Genomic DNA, 22,844 nt, shown 5'->3' with positions numbered 1-22,844 from the left:
GATTGAAGGGGAGATTTTTATGTATCGAACCACTATTGACGGAAAAGAAATTATTATTACGTTAGCACCAAAAATCCGAAAAGAAATTACTGATAGGAATCCACTATATGAAGCGGTATTTCATACTGCAGCAAGATTACTACAAACAAAGCAACCGACGTTTGCGGTAAATCATGAAATATTTGGGCTCATTATTGGAGAATAAAATAAAAAATAAAAGAAATAGTCGTAACGATATGTTGCGGCTGTTTTTTTGGAAAAGGGGGAAGGAAGATGAAGAGAGTGGGGAAAGAGTTCTTTTTACAACATGATATCGTTATTATGTATAGTATTTTATTTGTTTTTATCATTATTTTAAAAATGCAATTTTTCACATGGATCGGTATGTTCGCGTGTTTGTTTGGGATTGTTTTTTATACGCTTAACGAATATATGACACATCGATTTTTATTTCACTTAAAGCCACCTAAAAACGTATTTTTATTAAAAATGTTAAGAAGATTACATTATGATCATCACGTATATCCAGATGATTTAAAACTATTATTTTTGCCTGTATGGTTTAGTATACCTAGTTTTACTATATATTTACTTATGTCATACGCTAAACAGCACATATTACACCATTATAAAAATGAAAAGTTTTGGTTTGGTGTTTCAAATCCCGTATTCGATTTCATATTTGGAACGCTTAAAGATGGAAAGGACGTTGAATTAAGCGAAACAGCTCGTAATTTAGAAAAAGAGAAAAAGACAGAAGTAGTGCGATAAGCACTACTTTTTTATTCTGTTTTAATGGGCATCAAATCTTGACTGGTATGAGATTGAAGTACGTAATTTTTATGTTGAAAAAGTATATTAAAAATTTAGGGGAAATTGCCGAAAAATGTCTATCGAAAAATCTTTGCAGGAATGTATGGATTGTCTAAAATGGAAATAAGTTTCTGAATATTTATAAAATTTAGTCTTTAGGTATACAAGGGGGAATTGTATTTTCAGTAAGAGAGGGGAATGGGAATGAAAAGAGATGATACGTCAGCACGTAAGTTACAAAATGAAGTGAATTATACAGAGGTTGTTCAGTCAGAAGAATTTCAATTGCTATTAAATACGAAAAAGAAGTTTATCGTTCCGATGAGTATTTTCTTTTTAAGCTTTTTTATTGCATTACCTATTTTAACATCGTATTCAAAGGTACTCAATACACCAGCATTTGGGGATGTTACGTGGGCATGGGTGTTTGCATATAACCGCTTTTGCACTATTTTTAATCATCGTTCTTGGTACACTCGTCATAACTTATTTTGCATCAAAGAAAACAAAAAATGCAAGTGAGTTTTATACAGCTGGAGGAGGATTAACTGGTTGGCAAAATGGTCTGGCCATTGCGGGAGATTACATGTCTGCTGCGTCATTTCTTGGTATAGCCGGAGCGATCGCATTAACTGGGTTTGATGGGTTCTTTTATAGTATCGGCTTTTTAGTTGCTTATTTAGTTGTTCTATACCTTGTTGCAGAACCGCTTAGAAATTTAGGGAAGTACACGTTAGCGGATATGATTGCGGCACGTTTTGATGCGAAAAAAGTTCGCGGCGTTGCAGCGCTTAATAAATCGTTGGTACATTAATGACAGTGTACGTTATTTTTGGCGGAATGACTGCGACGAGTTGGGTACAAATCGTTAAGGCTGTACTACTTATGGCTGGTACATTTATTATTTCTGTTATTGTTTTCTCAAAATTTAATTTTAGTGTGACTGAAATGTTCGCGCAAATGAAAACTGCTACTCCGTTAAAAGATTCGTTTTTAAATCCAGGAGTAAAGTATAAGGATGGTCTTGATACACTGTCTTTAAATTTAGGACTAGTTCTTGGTACTGCCGGATTACCCCATATTCTTGTTCGCTTTTTTACAGTACGTGATGCAAAAACGGCACGGCAATCTGTTGTGTACGCTACGTGGTTAATTGGCGCATTTTATATTATGACAATCTTCTTAGGATTTGGGGCAGCAGCATTTGTAGGGAATGAGGCAATTATGAAAGCAAACCCTGCTGGTAATATGGCAGCACCTTTATTAGCTAAAGCGTTAGGTGGAGATTTCTTATTTGCTTTCGTTTCAGCAATTGCCTTTGCAACTATTTTAGCTGTAGTGGCAGGCCTTGTATTAACAGCAGCATCAGCATTTGCACATGATTTTTATAATGAAATTATTCGCAAGGGGAAATCAACGGAAAAAGAGCAAGTTTCAATGGCTCGCTATGCGTCTATTGGGGTAGCGGTATTATCCATTATACTAGCGTTATTTGCTCAAACATTGAACGTAGCATTTTTAGTTTCATTAGCATTCGCAGTTGCAGCGAGTGCAAATCTACCAGTTATATTATTCACAATATATTGGAAGCGCTTCAATACAACAGGTGCTATTTCGGGTATGGTCGTTGGTCTTGTATCAGCAATTGTTCTCGTAGCATTAAGTCCAAATGTTTGGAACCCTGTAGCTGGAAAAGCTATATTTGTGGGGGAAGCGATTTTCCCATATACGACACCTGGAATTATTTCAATTCCGCTTGGATTCCTTGCAGCATATTTAGGAACAGTTTTATCTAGTAAGAAAGAAGATGCTGCGAAATTTGATGAGATTCTTGTAAAATCTAATACAGGTCATGGTGTTAGTGATGCATCGTCGCATTAAAAAAAGAGGGGCTTTTCGATATATAAGAAAAGCTCCTTTTTCTTGTAAATATTACTGTATTGTAAGTAGGATTTTGTCTTAATTTTGTGGAATGAAAATAAGCAGGGAGAAATTTAAATCATCATGGCACCAGCGCAGCTTTTGTGAAAAATAAGTTGTTATGGAAGGTGGAAGAAATGATGAAAACGAAACAGACTGATGAATTATTAGCAAAAGATGAGCAATATGTTTGGCACGGAATGCGTCCCTTTAGTCCAAATAGTACAATGGTAGGGGCAAAAGCAGAAGGGTGCTGGGTTGAAGATATAGAAGGGAAAAGATATTTAGATGGTATGAGTGGTCTTTGGTGTGTGAATAGTGGAGTATGTTATTTTCTTCTCTAATAGTGGCTCGGAAGCGAACGAAACGGCTTTTAAAATAGCAAGGCAATACTATGCTCAAAAAGGTGAACCGCATCGTTATAAATTTATGTCACGTTACCGTGGGTATCATGGAAATACAATGGCAACGATGGCAGCGACGGGACAAGCACAGCGTAGATATCAATATGAGCCATTTGCTTCAGGATTTTTACATGTAACACCGCCAGATTGTTATCGTATGCCTGAAATAGAAAGAGAGAACATTTATGATGTAGAATGTGTAAAAGAAGTAGATCGCGTTATGACATGGGAATTAAGTGAAACGATTGCAGCTTTTATTATGGAACCAATTATTACGGGCGGAGGCATTTTAATGCCGCCACAAGACTATATGAAAGCTATTCATGAAACGTGTCAAAAACACGGTGCACTTCTCATTAGCGATGAAGTAATTTGCGGTTTCGGACGTACAGGAAAAGCATTTGGATTTATGAATTATGACGTTCAGCCGGATATTATTACGATGGCAAAAGGGATTACGAGTGCATATTTACCGTTATCAGCGACAGCTGTGAAAAGAGAAATATATGAAGCATTTAAAGGGAAGGGAGAATATGAATTCTTCCGTCATATTAATACATTTGGTGGAAATCCTGCGGCTTGTGCATTAGCGCTTAAAAACTTGGAGATTATGGAAAATGAAAATTTAATTGAGCGGTCTGCACAAATGGGCTCGCTTTTATTAGAGCAATTAAAAGAAGAAATTGGAGAGCATCCACTTGTTGGGAATATTAGAGGGAAAGGTCTACTAGTTGGAATTGAACTAGTAAATGATAAAGAGACGAAAGAGCCAATTGATAACGACAAAATTGCAAGTGTTGTAAATGCTTGTAAAGAAAAAGGGTTAATTATAGGACGAAACGGCATGACAACAGCAGGATATAATAACGTCTTAACGTTAGCACCACCACTTGTTATTTCAAGTGAAGAAATCGCCTTTGTTGTTGGAACGTTGAAGACAGCGATGGAACGCATTTAATGAACGAAGCGAGTCGTAATACGACTCGCTTTTGTTTATTATGTGAAATATGATACATTTTCAAAGGGAGGGGAATTTTTATGAAGAAATATGATCCTAGTCAACATTATCACATCGGATATTATGAAGATGGATATGATTTAGAAGTGACGGCGTACAAAAGAATAAATGAACCAGTTTGGGATGCTTATATTCTGCACTTCGAGGCAGACGATTTTTATAAAAAAAGTGGAGGAAATGAAACTAGGTGAATATATAGATGATTACGGCATTATGGTGTATTCATTTAGTAATGATATGGATGATGAAGAAGCACGAATTATTTTTGAAAAAGGGTTAAAAAAGAACGAGATTGTTTAAAGATAAAATGAAAAAAGAGATTACTATCTTATATAGTTAAAATAACGACGATAACGATAGCTGTAAAGTAATCTTGTGCTAAAAGACCTGAAGACAGTCCTGTTCCTGCGATGATAAGTGCAACTTCACCACGAGAAACCATTCCAGCCCCGATAATGGCAGAAGACTTAGCGTCAAATCCAGTCATTCGTGCACCGAATCCACAACCAATTAGTTTCGTTAATACAGCGATTACTGTTAATGCTAGGATGAACCAAATTTGATTGCCAATACCGTCAAATGTAATATTCATACCGATACTAACGAAGAACACTGGAACGAACATAGCGTAAGCGATTGGTTCTACTTTCTTTTCTACTTCATGTTTGTAGTTCGTTTGAGAAATAGCGATACCAGCTGCGATAGACTCGATAATACGCGCAGTGGTGATAACCAGCGCATGATTGCAGGAACACCTTTCCATCCGATTAAAATAATAGAAGCGAAGAATACAACTTTCTTCAAGATAACCATTGTTAAGTTAACATCGTCTGTACCTAAGAAGCTCATTGCAAATGCTAATAAAATAACAACAAGAATGTCATCAAATACAGCTGCGCCAAGCATAGTTGTACTTTCACGTGTTTTCATCTTTCCTAAATCACGAAGTGTTTGTACGGAAATACTAACACTTGTCGCACATAGAAGTAATCCTAAAAATACAGCATTTCCTTGTTCCATTCCCATAACAAGACCAGAAACGTAACCACCTACGAATGGAAGAAGGATTACTTAATTGTGTTAGAAGCTCTGAATTTTCAATCCAACCTAATATAGCTGGACCGATAACGATACCGACAATTAATTTACCTAGTACAGAAGGTTGACCTAGTCTAACACTAAGATCACCAGCAAGCTTTGTACTTAATAAAATAAGTGCAATTTGAAAGAAAAATTCGAAATCCATCGGATCCTCTCCTCATCATTTTTATTTTTATCATACGATTTCTCGGAATTTGCCTAATGAAAATATGTAAAACACATTAAACAAAGGGTCTGATTACAAGTTCTTTTGAACTCGTAATTTGAACCTGTAATTAATATATAATAAAAGTAGAAATAAGGCTACATTTTTTATGAATTGGAGAAGGATATATGTTATTAAATAAACGTTTTACAATTGGAGAAATGGCAAAAATGCATAATATAGCGGAATCTACTTTACGCTATTATGATGAAAAGGGGATTTTTCATCCGTCTATTGTGGACCCGCAAACAAATTATCGCTATTATACAATCGATCAATTTTCACTATTAGATACGATTAAATTTTTACGCCAATTAAATATTCCATTAAAGGAAATTAAGAAATATATTGATGAAAGAAATCCAGCATACGCACTCAATTTACTGGAAAAACAACAAGAAATGATGTTGAAAAAACAAAGAGACATTGAGTATGCTTTGGCGAAAATGGAACATAGAATTCATTTAATAAAGAAGGCGACAAAAGCAGAAACCGATCGAATTGTTATTAAAAAGATACCGAAAAGAAAAATAACAGCGATTGCAGTGGCGCCGAATACGACAGATGATATGTTTGATTACTATATTCATTCGCTTCAAAAAAATATGAAGCAAATGGATGATAGTCTATTTTCAGGAGATATAGGTGTGACAATTTCCAAAAAAGCATTCATGCAAAATGAATTTCAAGCATATAGCAGTGTGTTTATTCTTTTGGATTATATGCCGTATGAAGTGCATACTTCAGATGAAATTAAAGAAAGTTTATTTGCTTGTTCTTATCACCATGGACCATATGAAGAAACAGATGCAACGTATAGGGAGTTACTTTCATACATTGATAAAGAAGGTTACGAAGTGAATGGAGATTCGATTGAGATTGGGTTGATTGATTGGTCTGTAACAGAAAATCCAGAGGAGCAAGTAACAGAAATTCAAATTCCTATAATGAAAAAACAAAGCAATAAGATGTAGGACTCGTATCATTACAAACTGGCATCAAACACGATAATTCAGTTACCTATTTTTTAATTCTCTATTGACCTTCAAGTAACTTGAAGGTTTAAACTATGAACAGAGCATTGAAAAAGGAGCATTTATATGATGGAAACAACAGAAAAATTAAGAGAAAAACCAATAAAAAGTTTATTTATTTCTTATTTAATACCAGCTGTTCTTGGAATGGTATTAATGTCAGTTAATATTGTGATTGATGCGGTTATGATTAGTCGGGGAGTTGGAGCGAACGGATTAGCAGGAGTAAACGTGGCTATTCCAGCGTTTTCAATTTTCTTCTCTATTTCATTATGGATTGGAATGGGCGGAGCAACGTTATATTCCATTGCACTAGGTGAAAATAAATTAGAAAGAGCAAGGTCTATTTTTACTCAATCCATGACGGTAGCAGTAATTATCGTAGGTGTTTTAGCAGCGATTTGCTTATGGAGAATAGAAGATTTAGCATACTTATTTGGTGCAAACGAAGTGATTTTACCGTATGCTTTAGACTATTTACACGTATTATTAACATTTGGAATGATATACGTTTTAGAAAATATTTTAAGTACATTTATACGAAATGACGGAAATCCTAATTTAGCAATGGCAGGTCTAGTTGTAACGGCTGTATTAAATATAGTGTTTGACTATATCTTTATTTTCATCTTTGGATGGGGCGTAACAGGTGCGAATTCCATTTTGAATGGGATACAGTTAAACAAATTATGGTAATTGGTTTCCCGAGCTTTACAGCAGAAAGCACAGTTGCAATTGTAACAATCGGTTTTAACATTGCATTCGTTCAATATGCAGGAGAAGTAGGAGTCGCTTCTTATGCGATGGTGAACAGTATTCATGCGATGACATTACTACTATTCTTCGGTGTTGGAGCAGCGTTACAACCGATCGCTAGTTTCCATTACGGGGCAAATTTATCAGAAAGATTGCGTGAAGGATTAAAGTTCGCTGTAAAAATTGCGGTAGTACTCGGTGGTATTGCAATAGTTATCGGATTATTCTTCGGGAAATATATTATTGGTCTATTTGATGTCCAATCTCCAGAGTTATTGGAGTTAACATTAACGGGTATTAGCTTGTTCTTTATCCAATATGTATTTTTAGGCTATAACATTGTGTATGGAGAGTACTTCCAATCAGTGCGACAAACGACAAAATCAGTGCTTATTATAATGAGCCGAGGGTTACTATTTATTATTCCATTATTATGGATTATGCCAAAATTATTTGGGATAAATGGAATTTGGCTCGTTATGCCAGTAGCTGAAGTATTGACAGCGATTATCGTATTTACGATGAATCGTATGAAACATCCTGTTCCGTTAAATATGACAGGAAAGAAAGAAGCGATATAATGAAGAAAATCCCCTTGAGCAAGTAAGGGGATTTTTTTACTCTTTTAAACTAATTGCAAAAGATCCATCTATTTCTTGAACAGACGCGAAAGCAACGCTTTTAATATTAGTGATGCCTTTTTCTTTTAATTCTTTATATAACCATTTTTTGTCCTTATGAATTAACTTTAAGTTATCGTATTGAATTTGCGAATCAACAATAAGAGCAATTGGTAATCCAGCATACGTAACATCTATGTTCAAATCTTTTGGAGTTAATGGTACAAGTTCACGCTTTGGTAAAATGCTAATGGCTCCGTTCGCTTCTAAAATAGCATATTCAATTTCGTGAACACTTGGGTATCCTGCAACGCGAAGGTTAGACAGTAGTTCAGCAATTGGATATCTACTTTTTTGTAAGTTCTCAAAAATAATGTCACCATGTTTAATTAAAATAATGGGGTGTCCAAGAATAAAACGATTTAGTTTGTTTAGTAAGCTTAATTTTGTAAGAAGCAAATGTAAACATGTAATAACGACCATACCGAGAAAAGCTTGCAAAGCACCAGAGACTGGTATGGCCTGAAAAGCTAAATAAGATAAAAAGATAATAGCCCCAAAATCATGAGGCGTTAGTTGTGCTAAAGCAGATTTACCGAGCAATTTAAGTGATAGTAAAAATAAGATGAAAAAGAACGATACGTTACATAAAAAGAGAAGCAATAGAGACACTCCTTCGTGCAAAGTTGTACTTACTGTTCCCGAAAGAAATATAAATATTACTTTCTAGAGGATAAATTAGGCTAAATTGGAATTTGTCTGTATACAAACAAATAAATGGATATTATCCGTAAAAGCAAGAACTTTACAATATAACATTTATAAGCATGGGCAAATGAATGCTACCTACGATGCGGATTATATAATTGTATTAGGCTCGAAAGTAAACGGAACGAAACCGTCGTACTCATTGCAATATCGTATTGATAAAGCAGCTGAGTATTTACAATCACATGAGAAAACAATTGCTATAGTATCTGGAGGGAAAGGAAAAGGAGAAGATATTTCAGAAGCATTAGCAATGAAAAATGGATTAATGAAACTGAAAATTGCAGAAGACCGCATCATTATGGAAGATAAGTCAACGAGTACAGATGAGAATATTAAATTATCGAAATTACGAGAGTATTTAGCCATTACTCAATATTGGTTTATGAATCGAATATAGAGAAAATAATCCAATTTCAGGCGGGATTATTTTAGAGGGAAATCTTACAAATATGTCATGTTCATGAAAGGTAAAGCGATAGTTTCTAGAATGGATTCCTGACATAATGAAGATAACAAAAACTATTTAGAGGTGAGTCGGATGAAAGGAAATAATATATTATCTTCACTATGTTACTTTAGTATCTTTTTTGCACCATTTTTACTGCCAATTATCGTGTACTTCGTTGCGGAGGATGAAGTGAAATACCACGCGAAAAAAGCATTTTGGTCACATATTTTCCCGTATGCGATTTTATTTGGTGGATTAGCAGTATCCGGCATATATGGTTTAAGCTTCAATCAATCCGATGGTGCTGGAATTGGAATGATGATCACATATGCGGTGTTCATTCTTGTAGGGATTTATTACTTCATTTGGAATATCGTAAAAGGTATTAAAGTTTTGAAAACAGCGTAATAAGACAAGAAATAATTTGATGTAAATCTGTCGTTATTCGTCGGTAAGTCGATATATTCGAAAAATCGCTGATATATTTAAATTATCGTCAATAAAATTTCATTTACCGTACTAATAAACGTTTTAAAAAGAGCAATTCAAAAAGAATTGCTCTTTTTGTGCTTATAAGTTGTGAATATTGAAAAAGATATGTTAATTTTTCATTATGAAGAGAAAAAAGGAGTGATTTTCATGAATGAGATCATACATAAAATGGAGCAACACGTTTCAGTTCGTAAATATAAAGAAGAATCAATTCCGAAAGATGCAGTAGAAAGAATGGTGCAAGCTGCGCAACATGCCGCTTCCTCACATTTTGTACAGGCGTATTCTGTTATATATGTAACAGATCAAGACTTAAAGGTTAAACTAGCAGAGTTATCTGGAAATCTTCACGTGAAAGACTGTGCAGCATTCTTTGTTTGTTGTGCAGATTTAAAACGACTTGAAATGGCATGTGAAAAACATAGTACAGAGATAAAGTATGAAGGAGTAGAAGACTTTATCGTTGCGACGGTAGATGCTTCACTGTTCGCACAAAACTTAGCGTTAGCAGCAGAATCGTTAGGATACGGTATTTGTTATATTGGTGGTATTCGTAATAACCCGAGAGAAGTGAGTGAATTGCTTCATTTACCGGATAAAGTATATCCTGTATTCGGAATGACAGTTGGTGTACCAGATGAAGATCATGGAGTGAAACCACGTTTACCAGTAGCGGCAATCCTTCATGAAAATGGATATGATGAAAAGAAATATGATGAATTATTAAACGAATACGATGAAACGATGAGCTCGTACTATAAAGAAAGATTAGCAAACAAGAAAAACGTAACATGGACGGAATCAATGAGTTCGTTTATGGCTAAAGAAAAAAGAATGCATATGAAAGAGTTTTTAAGTGAAAAAGGATTTAATAAGAAATGAGTAAAAAGGCAGACCTGCATGCAGGTTTGCTTTTTAATGAAGCTGAAGTGAAGGAGAACTTGCAATACTTTAAAAATGTAACAGAGCTTTGTGATGAAACGTTAGTTTAAGTGAAGATAAAAAGCGGCATAATAGCCGCTTTTTATCGTTTAAGTCTATATGTTTTTGTACAATCTAAAGCATCTATTATCTTGAAAAACTTACTTATAATAAATGCAAACTTTCAATAAGAAGATACATACCTGTACAACTCAAAAGGATGTACGTAAATATTTTAAAAATCCGTTGATTAAGCCATTTGAAAATAATTTGACCTATATACAAACCTAGAAATACGATTGGAATAGCATATAAACTGGATTCCAAAATTGTTTTGTTTGTCCCAGTGAAGAGTATTTGAGTTAGTAGACTAATGAAATATATAAATAGATAAAAAGCCAATGTAGTTGCTCGTAACTTCTCCTTTTTCGTATCAGTTCCTGTAAAATAAAGTAACAGTGGAGGTCCTGGCATACCGATACTTGTCGTTAAAAGACCAGATAATCCGCCAACTATGAAATCTCTAGATTTTGTTGATTGAATCTTAAAGTTGCATATTAGCATCAACGTTAATAGTAAGAGAAGGATGCTAATTGCTAATTTAAATGTGTTGATGTTAATGGAAGTGAAAATTAAAATACCAAAAGGAACACCAACTATACTTCCGAAAATTAATCTTTTCAGTAGAATAAAATCAATGTCCATTCTTATTTTCCAAATGAGTGATATGGAAATAATTAATGATAAAATGATATTTATTTGTATAGCTTCTTGTGGTAGAAATAACATGAGTAAGAAAGGTGTTGCCATAATAGAAAAGCCAAAACCTGTACTTGTTTGTAAAATAGAAGCTACTAATATAATACATATGAAAATGAATATAATCTCCAAAATAGCCCTCCTACATAATCAGATCCAATACATATTTTAACATAAAGTGAAACTTTAATCAGTGGGGGTCTTACTGTCCTTTAATATGGGAAAAAAGCGGCATAATAGCCGCTTTTTATATTGCACTTAATATTCCAATGATGACCCTGTAGCTTTAAAATATTTTTCTCGTGAAGGCGTCATTACACGGATTGCTAATAAACAGGAAAGGAAAAGAATGAGTAATGAGCTGCTTATTACAGTGATTTGAACGGAAAGGAATTGTGCGGATGCCCCAATTGCTAAAATGAAAAAGATTTGGATGAAATTTTTTATTGAATCAAACACGCTATCGATACGTCCTATCATATGTACAGGGATGTTATTTTGATAAAATGTTATAAAGCCAGTACCAGCAAATGATGAAGAAATGCCAAGTAAAATGAAACCACTCGCTGCGACTATAAATGAATTTGAAAAGGCGAAAATTACATAGCCTATTGCTGTGAAAATCATACCTAATCCGATACAATGTTGAATTGGTAATCGTTTAGCAAAGAGAGAAACAAGTAATGAACCGAAAACGTAAGCAGCACCAGTTATACTAACAAGCATGCTATATTCCATGTTGGATAAAAACAGTACTTGTTTTGTGAAAACAACCTCTTGTGAATCGAGTGCCATAGAGACAAGCGTAGTAGCTTGAAATAAAACGAATATGAGAATAATGTAACTTTCAGTTCGAGCGAATGAAAAAACTTGTTTCCAATCACTTCGTAATGTTTGTACGAAAGTATTTGCAACTTCTTCGTTTTGCTTTGTTTGTAACGTAATGTTTGGTAAGAAATAAATGAGAATAGTAGAAAGTAGAAAGGAAAGTGAGTTGCAGTAAATAACAAAGGATGCTGAGTACGTGGTGAGAAGTATTCCAGCAAGGGCTGGACCGATAATAAAAGCCCCGCTTGTACAAAAGTTATTCCAAGCGTTGAATTGAGCGCGTTCTTCAGCTCGTATGAGCATTGTTTTATAAGAAAATGAAGCTGGATCGAAAAATGATGTGGCAATACGAGTCAAAAAGATAAAAATATAAATGGCCCAAATAGAATCAAATAGTGGAATACAGCCAATAAGAGCTGCCCGAATTATATCTGTGATGAGCATAATGGACCGTTTGTTTAATCGATCTACTATGCTACCAGACCATATTTTTGTAACAACGGTCGCAATTGGACCAACAATCCATAATCCTGCTACAGCAGCAGGGGAGTTTGTGCTATTTAACACCATTACGTTTAGGGCGATGAGATACATAAAATCACCTAAACGAGAAATTCCTGTTCCCGACAATAATAATAATTTATTTTTCATAAGCAGTTGGACCTTTCTTTCATTGTTTTTTAATCCTGCAGGAAATAGCGTATTCCTCTTCGGAGCTTGATTGACGAGCGGTTTTGTTTTCCCAGCGTAATAACACTTGTGTAACTTCCCAAGTAAGCTGTTGTAATTCCTCTGGAGTTAAAAATAAATGAGATACAATATGACTGCCTGTATTCGTTCCTTCTGTGCCGCTTTCTTCAATATAGAAATGAGCAGATTTTGCCTTGTAATATTTTTCAATAATTCCTCGTTTTTCTTTCGTGTCTACTAATTCAAGTAACCCTCCATCATATAAAATTTGAACGTGATAATGAACGCTACCAGCAGATTTATTTAGTTTAGTAGCTACTTGTTTTGCAGTGAGTGCCTCGTCTTTTAAAAGGTGAAGAATTTGAATGCGAGTTGCATTAGAAATGAGCTTCTGCTGCTCAGCTGAAATAGTAAGTCTATCGTCAAACATTATGATATCTCCTTTCTTATGATCTAAATTTATTGTACATTCTAAAAAATTAGAACGTAAGGGAAATAAATCGCCTTTTTCCTTTATATTTCGACATAAATAAAAATAGCATGTACATAAACATGCTATTAAGTGATAGTAGATTCTTCATTAAGTTTCCCTCGATAAAACAAGAACAGCCATATAAAACTCACAAAAATACAGCATATAGCTAACAAGGTACCAATAACTTGAGGAGAAAGAACTTCTAAAAGCCATCCCGTAAAAAACATAGATAACTGAATAAGAGATCCGTAAATGGAATAATGGAATGAAAAAACTTTACCAATCATATTTTCCTTCGTATAAGTTTGAAGTAATGTCGTATCAAGTGGAACGATGATTCCTCCTGCTATGCGCATACAGAGCAATGTAATGATACCGATAATAAGTTGATTGGACAAAATGAATCCGAGAAAGAAAATTCCTTGTAGGAAATAGGCCCAACCGAATACTTTTTTCATTTTTTCTTCATTTTTAGATATATAAAAGTTAACGAGGAGGCTTCCAATCATAAGCCCAGCCCCTTGAACCGTATATAAAATTCCAATGTTGGTGTGGAAAATTTTTTCGGCATAGATCGTTAGAAGTAGCTGATAAGCGCCTCCAATCATGCCCCATGAAATGCCGACAAGAATTAACGTTAAAATGATTTTTGTTTGTAATATGTATGTGTAACCATCTTTTATATCAGTAAAAAATGCTTTTTTCTTGTTACAAGTATCATGAGAAGGGACACTCATATTATAAATAAAATAGGCTGAAATAAAGTATGACAGGCTATTTACTAAAAAAGCGAATTCAATATGTAAAGATTGTGCAATTATCCCGCCCAAAGAAGCCCCCATAATAGACATAAAACCATTAATTGTACTAGAAAGAGAGTTAGCAGTTACGAAATGATTTTGGTGTACGACATTTTTTAAGGTTGCTTGTTTAGCTGGTTCAAATAAACAAGAAAGTACGGATAAACATATATTAGAAATGAAAATAATCTCGATTTTATATAGTGCAAATAAATAAGTGAGGACGATTATGCCTCGTAAAATATCGGTAAAAATCAGAATCTTCTTTTTAGAAAAACGATCTACAACTCCGCCTATGAAAGGACTAAGAAGAAGTTGGGGTAAACCTTTACTTATAAAAGTTAGTGCAATCATAAACGGAGATTCCGTTAGGCTATAGACGAATGTTAATAAAGCTACAGTATGAAACCAATCTCCAAGTACACTTAACGTTTGCCCGTAAAATAGTTTATTGAAGTTTTTATTTGTTTTTAGAAGTGTGGAATAAGAAACTGACATAAAATTTAATCTTTATGTAATGATGATGCTTGAACTTGTTTTTTCCACTCGCTTAAGTACACTTTCTCTGCTGTAGGAAGTCCAATAGGTAATTGTGCAATCAATTCTAAACTATTTCCGTCAGGATCGTTAAAGTATACGGTGGCATGCGCTAATTCTGGAAAAACAATCGGTTCAATTGGTTCCATTCCAAAATCTTTTCGTGCTGAAATGCCTTTTTGATTTAGCCAATAAATCGCATCTTCTAAATCATGTAAGCTTACTTGAAAGGCGATGTGTCGTAAAGAGGGATGATAATTAACTTTGTATGCTGTGCCTTCCCAAAGACCGAGCCAACTTTCGTTTTCTTTAATCCAAAAGAAAGCAATATCATCTCCTCTTTTATATAATTTCAGTCCAAGTGATTCATAAAAAGATATTGATATCTCTAAGTTACTGACAGGTAAATGTGCTTCGTAAAGACCTTTAATCATTGTAATCCTCCTTAGTAAAATATTTCTTATTTCATAGTAAACGTTTTTTTATTAGTTGAAATCACAAAAAGGAGGGATATCACTTCATACGAAAGTATGAAAAAACAGCTCAAATATGAGCTGTTTTCGTATAGTTTTTCGTTCATTTGTTAAGGATAGGATATATTAGTATCCGTATCCGCCGCCACCCCAGCAGCTACATCCGATGATGATTAGAAGGATGAATAGTACGATAAGCAAAGCAAATCCACCGCCGAAACCAGCGCAACTTCCACCATAGCTCATATGTTTTCCTCCTTTTGAGTAAGTTAATCTATATAATTCATGGACTACTATATACAGTATGTTTTTTGTATGGAAAAGGAGCCAGTCTCTTTTGTAATTAGACAAACGCCTGTATGGTTATTTTGATTGTATATTGTGCTAGGGATATGTGAAGAAATCGTTATATATTTTGCGATTTGTTCATAAAAAAATATAAAAATTGTAAAAAAAACCATTTTTATATTTTTTTATGAGAGGATTTGTACTATAATTTTACAAGTAATATTATGGGAAAAGGGAGTTTTAGTAAAGAGATGGAGATGGGAAAATTACACAATAAAATAGAAAACAAAAAGAAAGAGCTAATCCAACTTGTTGCTAGACACGGATTGGATCATGATAAAGTTTTGTTATTTAGCCGAGATTTAGATATACTTATTAATAAGTTTATGAATGTAAAAGATAAAGTACACAAATAAATAATTTATAGTTTTTTATATTAAGATATTTTGTAAAAAAGGAGAGAAAAGTATTTGGAACATTTACAAGAAGAGCTATATAAACAAATAAAAGAAGAAAAAGGTATTGTTACAATTTTTTTAAAGAGTGGCGTTAGAATAGTAGGAGAAATTGTTGCGATAGACAAATTTACCGTTTTAATGTTAGTTGATGGAAAACAACAGCTTATATACAAGCAGGCTATATCAACAATAATGAAATAAGACACTCATATTGAGTGTCTTTTCATTATCGTTTGCAAGCTTCCACGTCAATGCCAGCAGCTAGTAATTTCTTTTCGCCATCTTGTTCAATCATTTTTTGTAATTTAGATAGGAAAGAATCAAAGTTTGTATGCTTTGCTACTTGGAATGTCATTTTATGCTCAATTGGTAGCCACGTATCAATATCAGCTTCGTTATGCTGAATTTTCACCTCAAGCTTATCAAGTGCGTTAGCTACTTTTGCTTCGTACGTTTCTTTCGCTTCAAACTCCATCCATAAATCATATAATTCCTCACCGAGAGAACCTTTTAATGTTCGTTTAATATTTAAAATGGCTTCTTGCTCATTTATTTGTTTTTGTAATTGTAATTCATGACTATTCATTGTATCAAAAGCAGGAATATCACCAGCTTCAGCTTCGACTAGGTCGTGAATAATAACCATTTTAAGTAATTTTTCAATATTTACTTTTTGATCTAAATAAGGCTCAACTAAAATGGCCATTAGAGACATGCGCCACGTATGTTCAGCAACGCTTTCTTGACGTCCGTTAGAAAGCCAGCTATGTCGCATTTCATATTTTAGTTTTTCTGCTAGTGCAATGACTTGTAAAATGTTATGTTCCATTGTAATCCTCCTCATATTTCCATACTATAATTCTAATATGGAAATGAAATGTGTCAATTCTATGAGTATATTGCGATAAACAGATGATAAGCGTATAATACTTATTATATGTGAAAACGCATTATTAAAATAAAAAAATGTTTTATAAAAATGAAAAGGAAAGGGCAGGAATATGGGAGACGAAAATCAAGGATTTGCTAGACCACAAAGAAGAAAAAGGAAGTTTGACATTTCTAGCCCAGTCGGCATTATAGTAGGTTTTGCTATAGTGATAGCGGCAATTATGATTGGCGGCGGCGGAATAAAAGCTTTTAAAAACTTTTTAGATGTTTCATCTATTTTAATTGTCATAGGGGGAACTACAGCGACAATTGTTGTGGCATATCGATTTGGAGAAATAAAAAAATATACGAAAAGCATTTTTACTGTTTTACATAGAAAAGAAGAAAATTTAGAACAGTTAACGGATTTATTTGTTGATTTTTCGAAAAAGTCTAAAAAACATGGCCTGCTTTCTTTAGAAGTTGATGGAGAGCAAGTAGACAATCCTTTTATTCAAAAAGGAATTCGATTAATGTTAAGTGGTTACGATGAAGATGAATTAAAAGAAGTGTTAATGAGAGATGTTGAAACGGAAGTGTATGAGTTAAGAAAAGGGGCAGCATTATTAGATAAAATTGGCGATTTCGCTCCAGCTTGGGGCATGATAGGGACTTTAATCGGTCTTATCATTATGCTTCAAAACTTGCAAGACACATCGCAAATTGGTACAGGGATGGCAGTTGCGATGTTAACGACATTGTATGGGTCAGTACTTGCAAATATGATTGCAATCCCTCTTGCTGAAAAAGTGTATCGTGGTATTGAAGATTTATATACAGAGAAGAAGTTTGTTATTGAAGCGATTTCAGAATTATATCGCGGTCAAATTCCTTCTAAATTAAAGTTGAAACTCGATACATATGTATACGAAACAAAGATAAAAAAAGTAAAACGAGCAGCCTAATATTTCAAGGAGTGGTATGGTTATGATGAAACGACCGCAAAAGGGATCGCCTCGTTGGATGACGACTTTTACAGATTTAACGATGTTATTATTAACTTTCTTTGTATTACTAGTTGCTACATCAAAGCAGGATGCAGTAAAATTGTCAAAGATGCTTGAAAAGTTTAGTGACGTGGAGCAAGTAGATGCGAAAGTAATGGAAAATACAATACCAGATATTTCGCATGAAAAAAATGATGAAAAAATGTTCTCGAAAAAGAGAATGGACGAATTATATAAAAAGTTAAAAGCATATGTAGATAATAACGGTATTAGTCAAGTGAATGTATATCGAGAGGATACGGGAGTAAGCGTCGTTATAGTAGATAATTTAATATTTGATACGGGTGACGCGAACGTTAAACCGGAAGCGAAAGAGATAATAAGTCAATTAGTTGGGTTTTTCCAATCAGTACCAAATCCGATTGTTGTTGAAGGGCATACAGATAGTAGACCGATTCATAACGACAAATTCCCTTCTAACTGGGAGCTGTCTTCAGCAAGAGCAGCAAATATGATTCACCACTTAATCGAAGTGTATAATGTGGATGATAAAAGGCTAGCTGCGGTAGGATATGCAGACACAAAGCCAGTTGTACCAAATGATTCACCGCAAAATTGGGAGAAAAACCGTCGCGTTGTCATTTACATAAAAGAATAGTATATTATCATTTTAATAATAAAATAATGAAAATACGAAAATTCTTTTAAAAAAATATTAAATTTTATCATTTTATTTTGTATAATGAGTGAGAATGATAAGGTGAAATATTAAGATATATTTATACATAGAAGGAGAGAATTAAAAAGAATGGCACATAAAATTTTAGTTGTAGACGATGCGATGTTCATGCGAACGATGATTAAAAACTTATTAAAAAGTAATTCTGAATTTGAAATTATTGGTGAAGCAGAGAATGGAGTAGAAGCAATTCAGAAGTTTAAAGAACTTCAACCGGATATTGTAACATTAGATATTACTATGCCAGAAATGGACGGACTTGAAGCGTTAAAAGAAATTATTAAAATTGATTCAAGTGCAAAAGTTGTTATTTGTTCTGCAATGGGACAACAAGGTATGGTATTAGATGCAATTAAGGGTGGAGCAAAAGACTTTATTGTAAAGCCGTTCCAAGCAGATCGCGTAATTGAAGCTTTAACAAAAGTAGCAAACAGCTAATATAGAAGGGGTGCCACAAGGAATCTAAACATTGATAGCGGATATGCGTGTGGCCCCCTTTTTTCTTGCTTTAAAACACTAAATTGTTATACATAAATGAAATGTTTGTTAGACAGGTAGGGGATGAAAATGCAAACAGATCTATTAAATATATTTTTTGAGGAATCAGAAGAACATTTACAATCGCTAAATGAAAATGTGCTAACTTTAGAACAAAATCCCACTGATATGGATGTTGTGGGAGAAATATTCCGCTCAGCCCATACATTTAAAGGTATGTCAGCGAGTATGGAATTTACGGAAATGGCGGATTTAACGCATAAAATGGAAAACGTTTTAGATGAAATTCGTCATGGGAATATAGTTGTAAATGCAGAGATTATTGATGTGATTTTTGAGTGCATTGATAATTTAGAGAAGATGGTTGCAGATGTGCAACAAGGCGGAATGGGCAATATTGATGTAATTACAACTAAGCAGAAATTAGAAGCATTATTGAATGGCAATGTAGAAACTCCTGCGGAATATATTGAGCAAGAACCTATAAATAATGATGATGCAGTTTCGCATGAAGTGCATATAACTGTTGAGCAACATGCTATTTTAAAAGCAGTACGTGCAATTATGTGTATTGAAGCACTGCAAAATGTAGGTAATGTACAAAAAACAGTTCCAAGTATTGAAGAAATTGAAGCAGATGCTTTCGGGTTTGAGTTCACAGTATTTATGGATACTGATCAAAGTGAAGAAGAATTAAAACAAGTAGTGCTTCATGTTTCTGAAATTGAGAAAGTAGAAGTAAAGCAAGGACATACATTAAAAGAAGTAGTCTCGAAAGAATTGGGTACACAAGAAGCTATGCAGGAAGATTTACAAGCGGCTACGCATGTGGAATCAACTAAAGAAGTATCGAAGCAAGCTGCTAATGCTACACCTGCTAAAAGCGCTGCAAAAACGAAAAATGGTAAAGTGGAAAATCGTTCCATACGTGTTCAATTAGAAAAAATTGAAAGATTAATGAACATGTTTGAAGAAAGTGTAATTGAGCGTGGTCGTATAGATGAATTGGCACAAGCAATTCAAAACAAGGAATTAATTGAGCATTTAAATCGATTAGGCGATATTTCAAAAGATATTCAAAATGTACTACTAAACATGCGTATGGTACCGATAGAAACTGTTTTCAATCGTTTCCCGCGTATGGTACGTATGTTAGCGAAAGATTTAGGGAAGAAAATCGATTTACAAATTACAGGTGAAGACACCGAAGTTGATAAAATTGTTATTGATGAAATCGGTGATCCACTCGTCCATTTAATTCGTAATGCAATTGATCATGGGGTTGAAACTGTTGAACAACGTCGTGATGCAGGAAAAAATGAGACAGGTACGATTAAATTAGAAGCGTTCCATAGTGGAAATCATGTCGTTATTCAAATTACGGATGATGGAAATGGAATTCATAAAGGGAAAGTATTAGAAAAAGCGATTAAAAATGGTGTTGTAACAGAATCTGAGGCAAATAAATTAACGGACCGTGAAGTATTTGATTTGATTTTCCAACCCGGATTTAGTACAGCTGAAGTTGTATCAGACCTTTCTGGGCGTGGCGTTGGATTAGATGTAGTGAAACATACGATCCATAGTTTAGGTGGACACTTAATTATTGATTCTGAAGAAGGGAAAGGTAGTACATTTAGAATTGAACTGCCATTAACGTTGTCCATTATTCAATCTATGCTTGTTCAAACGAATGATAAACGTTATGCTTTCCCTCTTGGCAATATTGTTGAAGCAATTCGGATTAAAAAAGAAGACATTCAATCCTTACAAGGAAAAGATGTGTTAAATTACCGTAATCAAATTATTGAAGTGAAGCATTTAAGTACTGTATTTGGTGAGAAAACAGTAGATGAGGCGTTTGCGTCATATGATGGTCAAATGGTTCCTGTGTTAATTGTTCGTAATACACATCGCAGCTATGGACTTATTGTAAACACAATTATCGGTCAAAGAGAAATCGTCTTAAAGTCATTAGGTGACTTCTTTGCAGAGAGTTCGAATTATTTCTCTGGTGCGACAATTCTCGGTGATGGACGAGTGGTCCTCATTTTAAACCCAGAAGGTTTATAATAGGAATGAAGGAAAGCTCCCCACTTGTATACAATTGGGGAGCTTTTTGGTTAATCGTTACTAATCTAAAAATGGGAATAAATACATATTAACGTTTTATATAATAAGTTTGTTAAAATAAAATGAGAGTTTATATCATTTGATAGAAAAACAGAAATGAGGAGGCAGAGAAAATGCCTGAGCAACACACAAAAGGGGATAAGAGCACAATTGTGCTAGAAAAAGAAAATGAGCATTTAACGCCTCAAGAATGTGATATTCTTGGCGAAATTGCAAATATATCATTTGGTTCAGCTTCGACTGTATTATCAACAATCTTAAATAGGCAAGTAAGTATTACTGCTCCTCGCATAGAATTGGTAGATTTATATGATTCAAGCGACGTCGAAGTTCCACACGTTGTATTAAACATTCATTTTACAAAAGGATTAGATATGGAAAACCTTCTTGTCCTTAAGCAAGATGTTGCATTATCCATTGCTGATTTAATGATGATGGGAACAGGTGAAGTGGAAGACGGAAAAGAACTTGGTGAATTAGAGCTAAGTGCTGTACAAGAAGCGATGAATCAAATGATGGGGTTCGCAGCTACATCTATGTCAGAATTCTTTCAAGATACAGTAGATATGTCTCCGCCGACAATTAAAGTTGTAAAGTTATCAGAAGAAATGGAGAAAATTTCTGAGATTGATGGGAATCAAACGATTGTTAAAGTATCGTTTGATTTAAAGATAGATAATCTTGTAAACTCTAAACTTGTGCAAATTGTTTCAGTTGAACATGCGAAACGAATGGTAAATAAATTAATGCAATTATCTGGTGGAGTAGAAGAAAAAGATGAGCCAGCAGAAGTAGTGGAAACGGAGATTGTAGAAGAACAAGTTGAAAAAGAGCATTTAACACAAGAAGAGAAAGATGTCCTTGGTGAAATTGCAAATATTTCAATTGGTTCAGCTTCAACAGTATTGTCAACACTATTAAATCAGCCAGTTACAATTAGTACGCCCAATGTAGAATCAATCAATGTTCGTCATTATGACGGAGTACCAGTCCCGTTTGTTATTTTAAATGTTGATTTTGTTGAAGGGCTAAAGAATGAGAATGTATTCGTATTTACGAAAGATGTCGCTTTAACAATGGTAGATTTAATGATGATGGGAACAGGGGAAGTTGATCCAGAGAAGGAGCTTAGTGAATTAGAACTGAGTGGTATTAAAGAAATTATGAACCAAATGATGGGGCATGCTGCGACGGCGATGTCAGAAATGTTTCAAGAAAAAATGGACATGACACCACCAAATGTTAAATTCGTAACGTTAAAAGAAGAAATGGAATATTTGGGAGAGTCAATGAAAGTGGACGAACTCGTCCAAATTACGTTCAACCTTGAAATTGGTGACCTGCTTCAATCGAAAATGTATCAAATTTTACCGATTTCAGAAGCGAAAGAAATGGTAAGAAGACTTCTATATCCAATGATGGAAGAGGAAGAAGAGATTGTTACGGAAGAAATTGAAGAAGAAAAAATTGTAGAACCTGTTGTGCAACCTATTGAATTTAAAGAAGTAAAACAAATGGAACCAGTATACATGGATACATCCATCTTACAAAATGTAGAAATGAATGTGAAATTTGTATTTGGAAGCACAGTGAAAACAATTCAAGATATTTTAAGTTTACAAGAGAATGAAGCGGTTGTACTGGATGAGGATATTGACGAGCCAATTCGTATTTATGTAAATGATGTATTGGTGGCGTATGGTGAACTTGTAAATGTAGATGGATTTTTTGGAGTAAAAGTGACGAAATCGCTATAAGTCGTTGAAATAGGAGTTTGAGCTAGTAG

The 22,844-nt window shown here is 34.1% G+C and carries 21 protein-coding genes and 7 pseudogenes; 19 read left to right on the top strand and 9 right to left on the bottom strand.

All coding sequences use genetic code 11. The features are described from left to right. Window positions 1-19 precede the first annotated feature (19 nt). The 6 genes and pseudogenes from DN393_RS28140 to DN393_RS28115 all read left to right on the top strand — a co-directional run. Window positions 20-202 (top strand): annotated as a pseudogene (locus tag DN393_RS28140) (cytoplasmic protein); the annotation flags it as partial. A gap of 71 nt (window positions 203-273) precedes the next feature. After that, window positions 274-771, top strand: coding sequence for a sterol desaturase family protein (locus DN393_RS28135; protein ID WP_149174143.1), 498 nt, complete (start codon window positions 274-276; stop codon window positions 769-771). Between the two features lie 246 nt (window positions 772-1,017). Then, window positions 1,018-1,335, top strand: coding sequence for a DUF485 domain-containing protein (locus tag DN393_RS28130; protein ID WP_370458111.1), 318 nt, complete (start codon window positions 1,018-1,020; stop codon window positions 1,333-1,335). Next, a pseudogene (locus DN393_RS28125) lies at window positions 1,241-2,694 on the top strand (solute symporter family protein). Before DN393_RS28130 ends, DN393_RS28125 begins: the two are co-directional and overlap by 95 nt. 179 nt (window positions 2,695-2,873) lie before the next feature. Then, window positions 2,874-4,095 (top strand): annotated as a pseudogene (locus DN393_RS28120) (aminotransferase). Between the two features lie 80 nt (window positions 4,096-4,175). After that, a pseudogene (locus DN393_RS28115) lies at window positions 4,176-4,455 on the top strand (DUF3986 family protein). 28 nt (window positions 4,456-4,483) lie between these two features. Here DN393_RS28115 and DN393_RS28110 read toward each other — a convergent pair. Next, window positions 4,484-5,401: pseudogene (locus tag DN393_RS28110) on the bottom strand (cation:proton antiporter). A 188-nt stretch (window positions 5,402-5,589) separates the two neighbouring features. Here DN393_RS28110 and DN393_RS28105 point away from each other — a divergent pair. Both DN393_RS28105 and DN393_RS28100 read left to right on the top strand, forming a co-directional pair. Beyond that, window positions 5,590-6,435, top strand: coding sequence for a MerR family transcriptional regulator (locus tag DN393_RS28105; protein WP_088048426.1), 846 nt, complete (start codon window positions 5,590-5,592; stop codon window positions 6,433-6,435). A gap of 129 nt (window positions 6,436-6,564) precedes the next feature. Next, window positions 6,565-7,832 (top strand): annotated as a pseudogene (locus tag DN393_RS28100) (MATE family efflux transporter). Between the two features lie 36 nt (window positions 7,833-7,868). On the opposite strand, the gene DN393_RS28095 reads toward DN393_RS28100, so the two are convergent. Continuing rightward, window positions 7,869-8,534, bottom strand: coding sequence for a DUF421 domain-containing protein (locus tag DN393_RS28095; protein ID WP_088048427.1), 666 nt, complete (start codon window positions 8,532-8,534; stop codon window positions 7,869-7,871). Between the two features lie 85 nt (window positions 8,535-8,619). Between DN393_RS28095 and DN393_RS28090 the strand changes: the two genes are divergently transcribed. The 4 genes and pseudogenes from DN393_RS28090 to DN393_RS28075 all read left to right on the top strand — a co-directional run. Then, window positions 8,620-9,039, top strand: a complete 420-nt coding sequence (locus DN393_RS28090) for a YdcF family protein (RefSeq protein ID WP_370458110.1) — start codon at window positions 8,620-8,622, stop codon at window positions 9,037-9,039. Window positions 9,040-9,180: 141 nt separating this feature from the next. Then, complete coding sequence (locus DN393_RS28085; RefSeq protein ID WP_000678044.1) at window positions 9,181-9,498, top strand: magnetosome magnetite crystal formation protein family; 318 nt, start codon at window positions 9,181-9,183, stop codon at window positions 9,496-9,498. Window positions 9,499-9,729: 231 nt separating this feature from the next. Then, window positions 9,730-10,464 carry an oxygen-insensitive NADPH nitroreductase gene (nfsA, locus tag DN393_RS28080; RefSeq protein ID WP_088048429.1) on the top strand — a complete coding sequence of 245 codons (735 nt, stop codon included), beginning with the start codon at window positions 9,730-9,732 and terminating at the stop codon, window positions 10,462-10,464. Window positions 10,465-10,493: 29 nt separating this feature from the next. Next, window positions 10,494-10,574: pseudogene (locus DN393_RS28075) on the top strand (glutamine amidotransferase); the annotation flags it as partial. Window positions 10,575-10,668: 94 nt separating this feature from the next. Here DN393_RS28075 and DN393_RS28070 read toward each other — a convergent pair. The 6 genes from DN393_RS28070 to DN393_RS28045 all read right to left on the bottom strand — a co-directional run bounded on the left by DN393_RS28070 (window position 10,669) and on the right by DN393_RS28045 (window position 15,311). Next, window positions 10,669-11,394 (bottom strand): sulfite exporter TauE/SafE family protein, encoded by a 726-nt coding sequence (locus DN393_RS28070; RefSeq protein ID WP_088048430.1) that lies wholly within the window; start codon window positions 11,392-11,394, stop codon window positions 10,669-10,671. A 126-nt stretch (window positions 11,395-11,520) separates the two neighbouring features. Continuing rightward, window positions 11,521-12,741 (bottom strand): MFS transporter, encoded by a 1,221-nt coding sequence (locus DN393_RS28065; RefSeq protein WP_064476556.1) that lies wholly within the window; start codon window positions 12,739-12,741, stop codon window positions 11,521-11,523. Window positions 12,742-12,760: 19 nt separating this feature from the next. After that, window positions 12,761-13,210, bottom strand: a complete 450-nt coding sequence (locus DN393_RS28060; RefSeq protein ID WP_064476555.1) for an ArsR/SmtB family transcription factor — start codon at window positions 13,208-13,210, stop codon at window positions 12,761-12,763. A gap of 128 nt (window positions 13,211-13,338) precedes the next feature. After that, window positions 13,339-14,553, bottom strand: a complete 1,215-nt coding sequence (locus DN393_RS28055; RefSeq protein WP_088048431.1) for an MFS transporter — start codon at window positions 14,551-14,553, stop codon at window positions 13,339-13,341. A 5-nt stretch (window positions 14,554-14,558) separates the two neighbouring features. Then, a complete protein-coding gene (locus DN393_RS28050; protein WP_088048432.1) occupies window positions 14,559-15,026 on the bottom strand; it encodes a VOC family protein in 468 nt (155 codons plus the stop codon). 165 nt (window positions 15,027-15,191) lie between these two features. Then, entirely contained in the window at window positions 15,192-15,311 is a 120-nt protein-coding gene (locus DN393_RS28045) for a YjcZ family sporulation protein (protein WP_000120179.1), read from the bottom strand. Window positions 15,312-15,550: 239 nt separating this feature from the next. On the opposite strand from DN393_RS28045, the gene DN393_RS28040 reads away from it, so the two are divergent. Both DN393_RS28040 and hfq read left to right on the top strand, forming a co-directional pair. Continuing rightward, window positions 15,551-15,769, top strand: a complete 219-nt coding sequence (locus tag DN393_RS28040) for an aspartyl-phosphate phosphatase Spo0E family protein (protein WP_002096752.1) — start codon at window positions 15,551-15,553, stop codon at window positions 15,767-15,769. Window positions 15,770-15,823: 54 nt separating this feature from the next. After that, a complete protein-coding gene (hfq, locus tag DN393_RS28035) occupies window positions 15,824-16,012 on the top strand; it encodes an RNA chaperone Hfq (protein ID WP_098093065.1) in 189 nt (62 codons plus the stop codon). 25 nt (window positions 16,013-16,037) lie between these two features. Here hfq and DN393_RS28030 read toward each other — a convergent pair whose 3' ends face one another. Further along, window positions 16,038-16,640, bottom strand: coding sequence for an HD domain-containing protein (locus tag DN393_RS28030; RefSeq protein WP_064476552.1), 603 nt, complete (start codon window positions 16,638-16,640; stop codon window positions 16,038-16,040). 172 nt (window positions 16,641-16,812) lie between these two features. On the opposite strand from DN393_RS28030, the gene DN393_RS28025 reads away from it, so the two are divergent. The 5 genes from DN393_RS28025 (at window position 16,813) to DN393_RS28005 (ending at window position 22,815) form a co-directional block, all read left to right on the top strand. After that, complete coding sequence (locus DN393_RS28025) at window positions 16,813-17,646, top strand: flagellar motor protein MotP (RefSeq protein WP_098111834.1); 834 nt, start codon at window positions 16,813-16,815, stop codon at window positions 17,644-17,646. Window positions 17,647-17,668: 22 nt separating this feature from the next. Continuing rightward, window positions 17,669-18,346: an OmpA family protein gene (locus tag DN393_RS28020; protein ID WP_098102200.1), complete on the top strand. Its 678-nt coding sequence runs from the start codon at window positions 17,669-17,671 to the stop codon at window positions 18,344-18,346. A 150-nt stretch (window positions 18,347-18,496) separates the two neighbouring features. Next, on the top strand, window positions 18,497-18,865 hold the full coding sequence (locus DN393_RS28015) for a response regulator (protein WP_000940570.1): 369 nt from the start codon (window positions 18,497-18,499) through the stop codon (window positions 18,863-18,865). 129 nt (window positions 18,866-18,994) lie between these two features. Next, entirely contained in the window at window positions 18,995-20,998 is a 2,004-nt protein-coding gene (locus tag DN393_RS28010) for a chemotaxis protein CheA (RefSeq protein WP_098102201.1), read from the top strand. 173 nt (window positions 20,999-21,171) lie between these two features. Further along, complete coding sequence (locus DN393_RS28005; protein ID WP_048561278.1) at window positions 21,172-22,815, top strand: flagellar motor switch protein; 1,644 nt, start codon at window positions 21,172-21,174, stop codon at window positions 22,813-22,815. The last annotated feature ends 29 nt before the right edge of the window (window positions 22,816-22,844 follow it).

Source organism: Bacillus sp. BPN334 (assembly GCF_008368885.1).
Classification (GTDB): Bacteria; Bacillota; Bacilli; order Bacillales; family Bacillaceae_G; genus Bacillus_A; species Bacillus_A wiedmannii.
This window is presented reverse-complemented; position numbering and strand designations above follow the sequence as displayed.

What these genes read in the sequence shown, in the direction of transcription:
- DN393_RS28025 (WP_098111834.1), top strand. Translation starts at nt 16,813, where the DNA reads ATGGGAGACGAAAATCAAGGATTTGCTAGACCACAAAGAAGAAAAAGG.
- DN393_RS28050 (WP_088048432.1), bottom strand. Translation starts at nt 15,026, where the DNA reads ATGATTAAAGGTCTTTACGAAGCACATTTACCTGTCAGTAACTTAGAG.
- DN393_RS28020 (WP_098102200.1), top strand. Translation starts at nt 17,669, where the DNA reads ATGATGAAACGACCGCAAAAGGGATCGCCTCGTTGGATGACGACTTTT.
- DN393_RS28105 (WP_088048426.1), top strand. Translation starts at nt 5,590, where the DNA reads ATGTTATTAAATAAACGTTTTACAATTGGAGAAATGGCAAAAATGCAT.
- DN393_RS28135 (WP_149174143.1), top strand. Translation starts at nt 274, where the DNA reads ATGAAGAGAGTGGGGAAAGAGTTCTTTTTACAACATGATATCGTTATT.
- DN393_RS28045 (WP_000120179.1), bottom strand. Translation starts at nt 15,311, where the DNA reads ATGAGCTATGGTGGAAGTTGCGCTGGTTTCGGCGGTGGATTTGCTTTG.
- DN393_RS28085 (WP_000678044.1), top strand. Translation starts at nt 9,181, where the DNA reads ATGAAAGGAAATAATATATTATCTTCACTATGTTACTTTAGTATCTTT.
- DN393_RS28010 (WP_098102201.1), top strand. Translation starts at nt 18,995, where the DNA reads ATGCAAACAGATCTATTAAATATATTTTTTGAGGAATCAGAAGAACAT.
- DN393_RS28005 (WP_048561278.1), top strand. Translation starts at nt 21,172, where the DNA reads ATGCCTGAGCAACACACAAAAGGGGATAAGAGCACAATTGTGCTAGAA.
- DN393_RS28055 (WP_088048431.1), bottom strand. Translation starts at nt 14,553, where the DNA reads ATGTCAGTTTCTTATTCCACACTTCTAAAAACAAATAAAAACTTCAAT.
- DN393_RS28065 (WP_064476556.1), bottom strand. Translation starts at nt 12,741, where the DNA reads ATGAAAAATAAATTATTATTATTGTCGGGAACAGGAATTTCTCGTTTA.
- DN393_RS28130 (WP_370458111.1), top strand. Translation starts at nt 1,018, where the DNA reads ATGAAAAGAGATGATACGTCAGCACGTAAGTTACAAAATGAAGTGAAT.
- DN393_RS28060 (WP_064476555.1), bottom strand. Translation starts at nt 13,210, where the DNA reads ATGTTTGACGATAGACTTACTATTTCAGCTGAGCAGCAGAAGCTCATT.
- DN393_RS28015 (WP_000940570.1), top strand. Translation starts at nt 18,497, where the DNA reads ATGGCACATAAAATTTTAGTTGTAGACGATGCGATGTTCATGCGAACG.
- nfsA (WP_088048429.1), top strand. Translation starts at nt 9,730, where the DNA reads ATGAATGAGATCATACATAAAATGGAGCAACACGTTTCAGTTCGTAAA.
- DN393_RS28030 (WP_064476552.1), bottom strand. Translation starts at nt 16,640, where the DNA reads ATGGAACATAACATTTTACAAGTCATTGCACTAGCAGAAAAACTAAAA.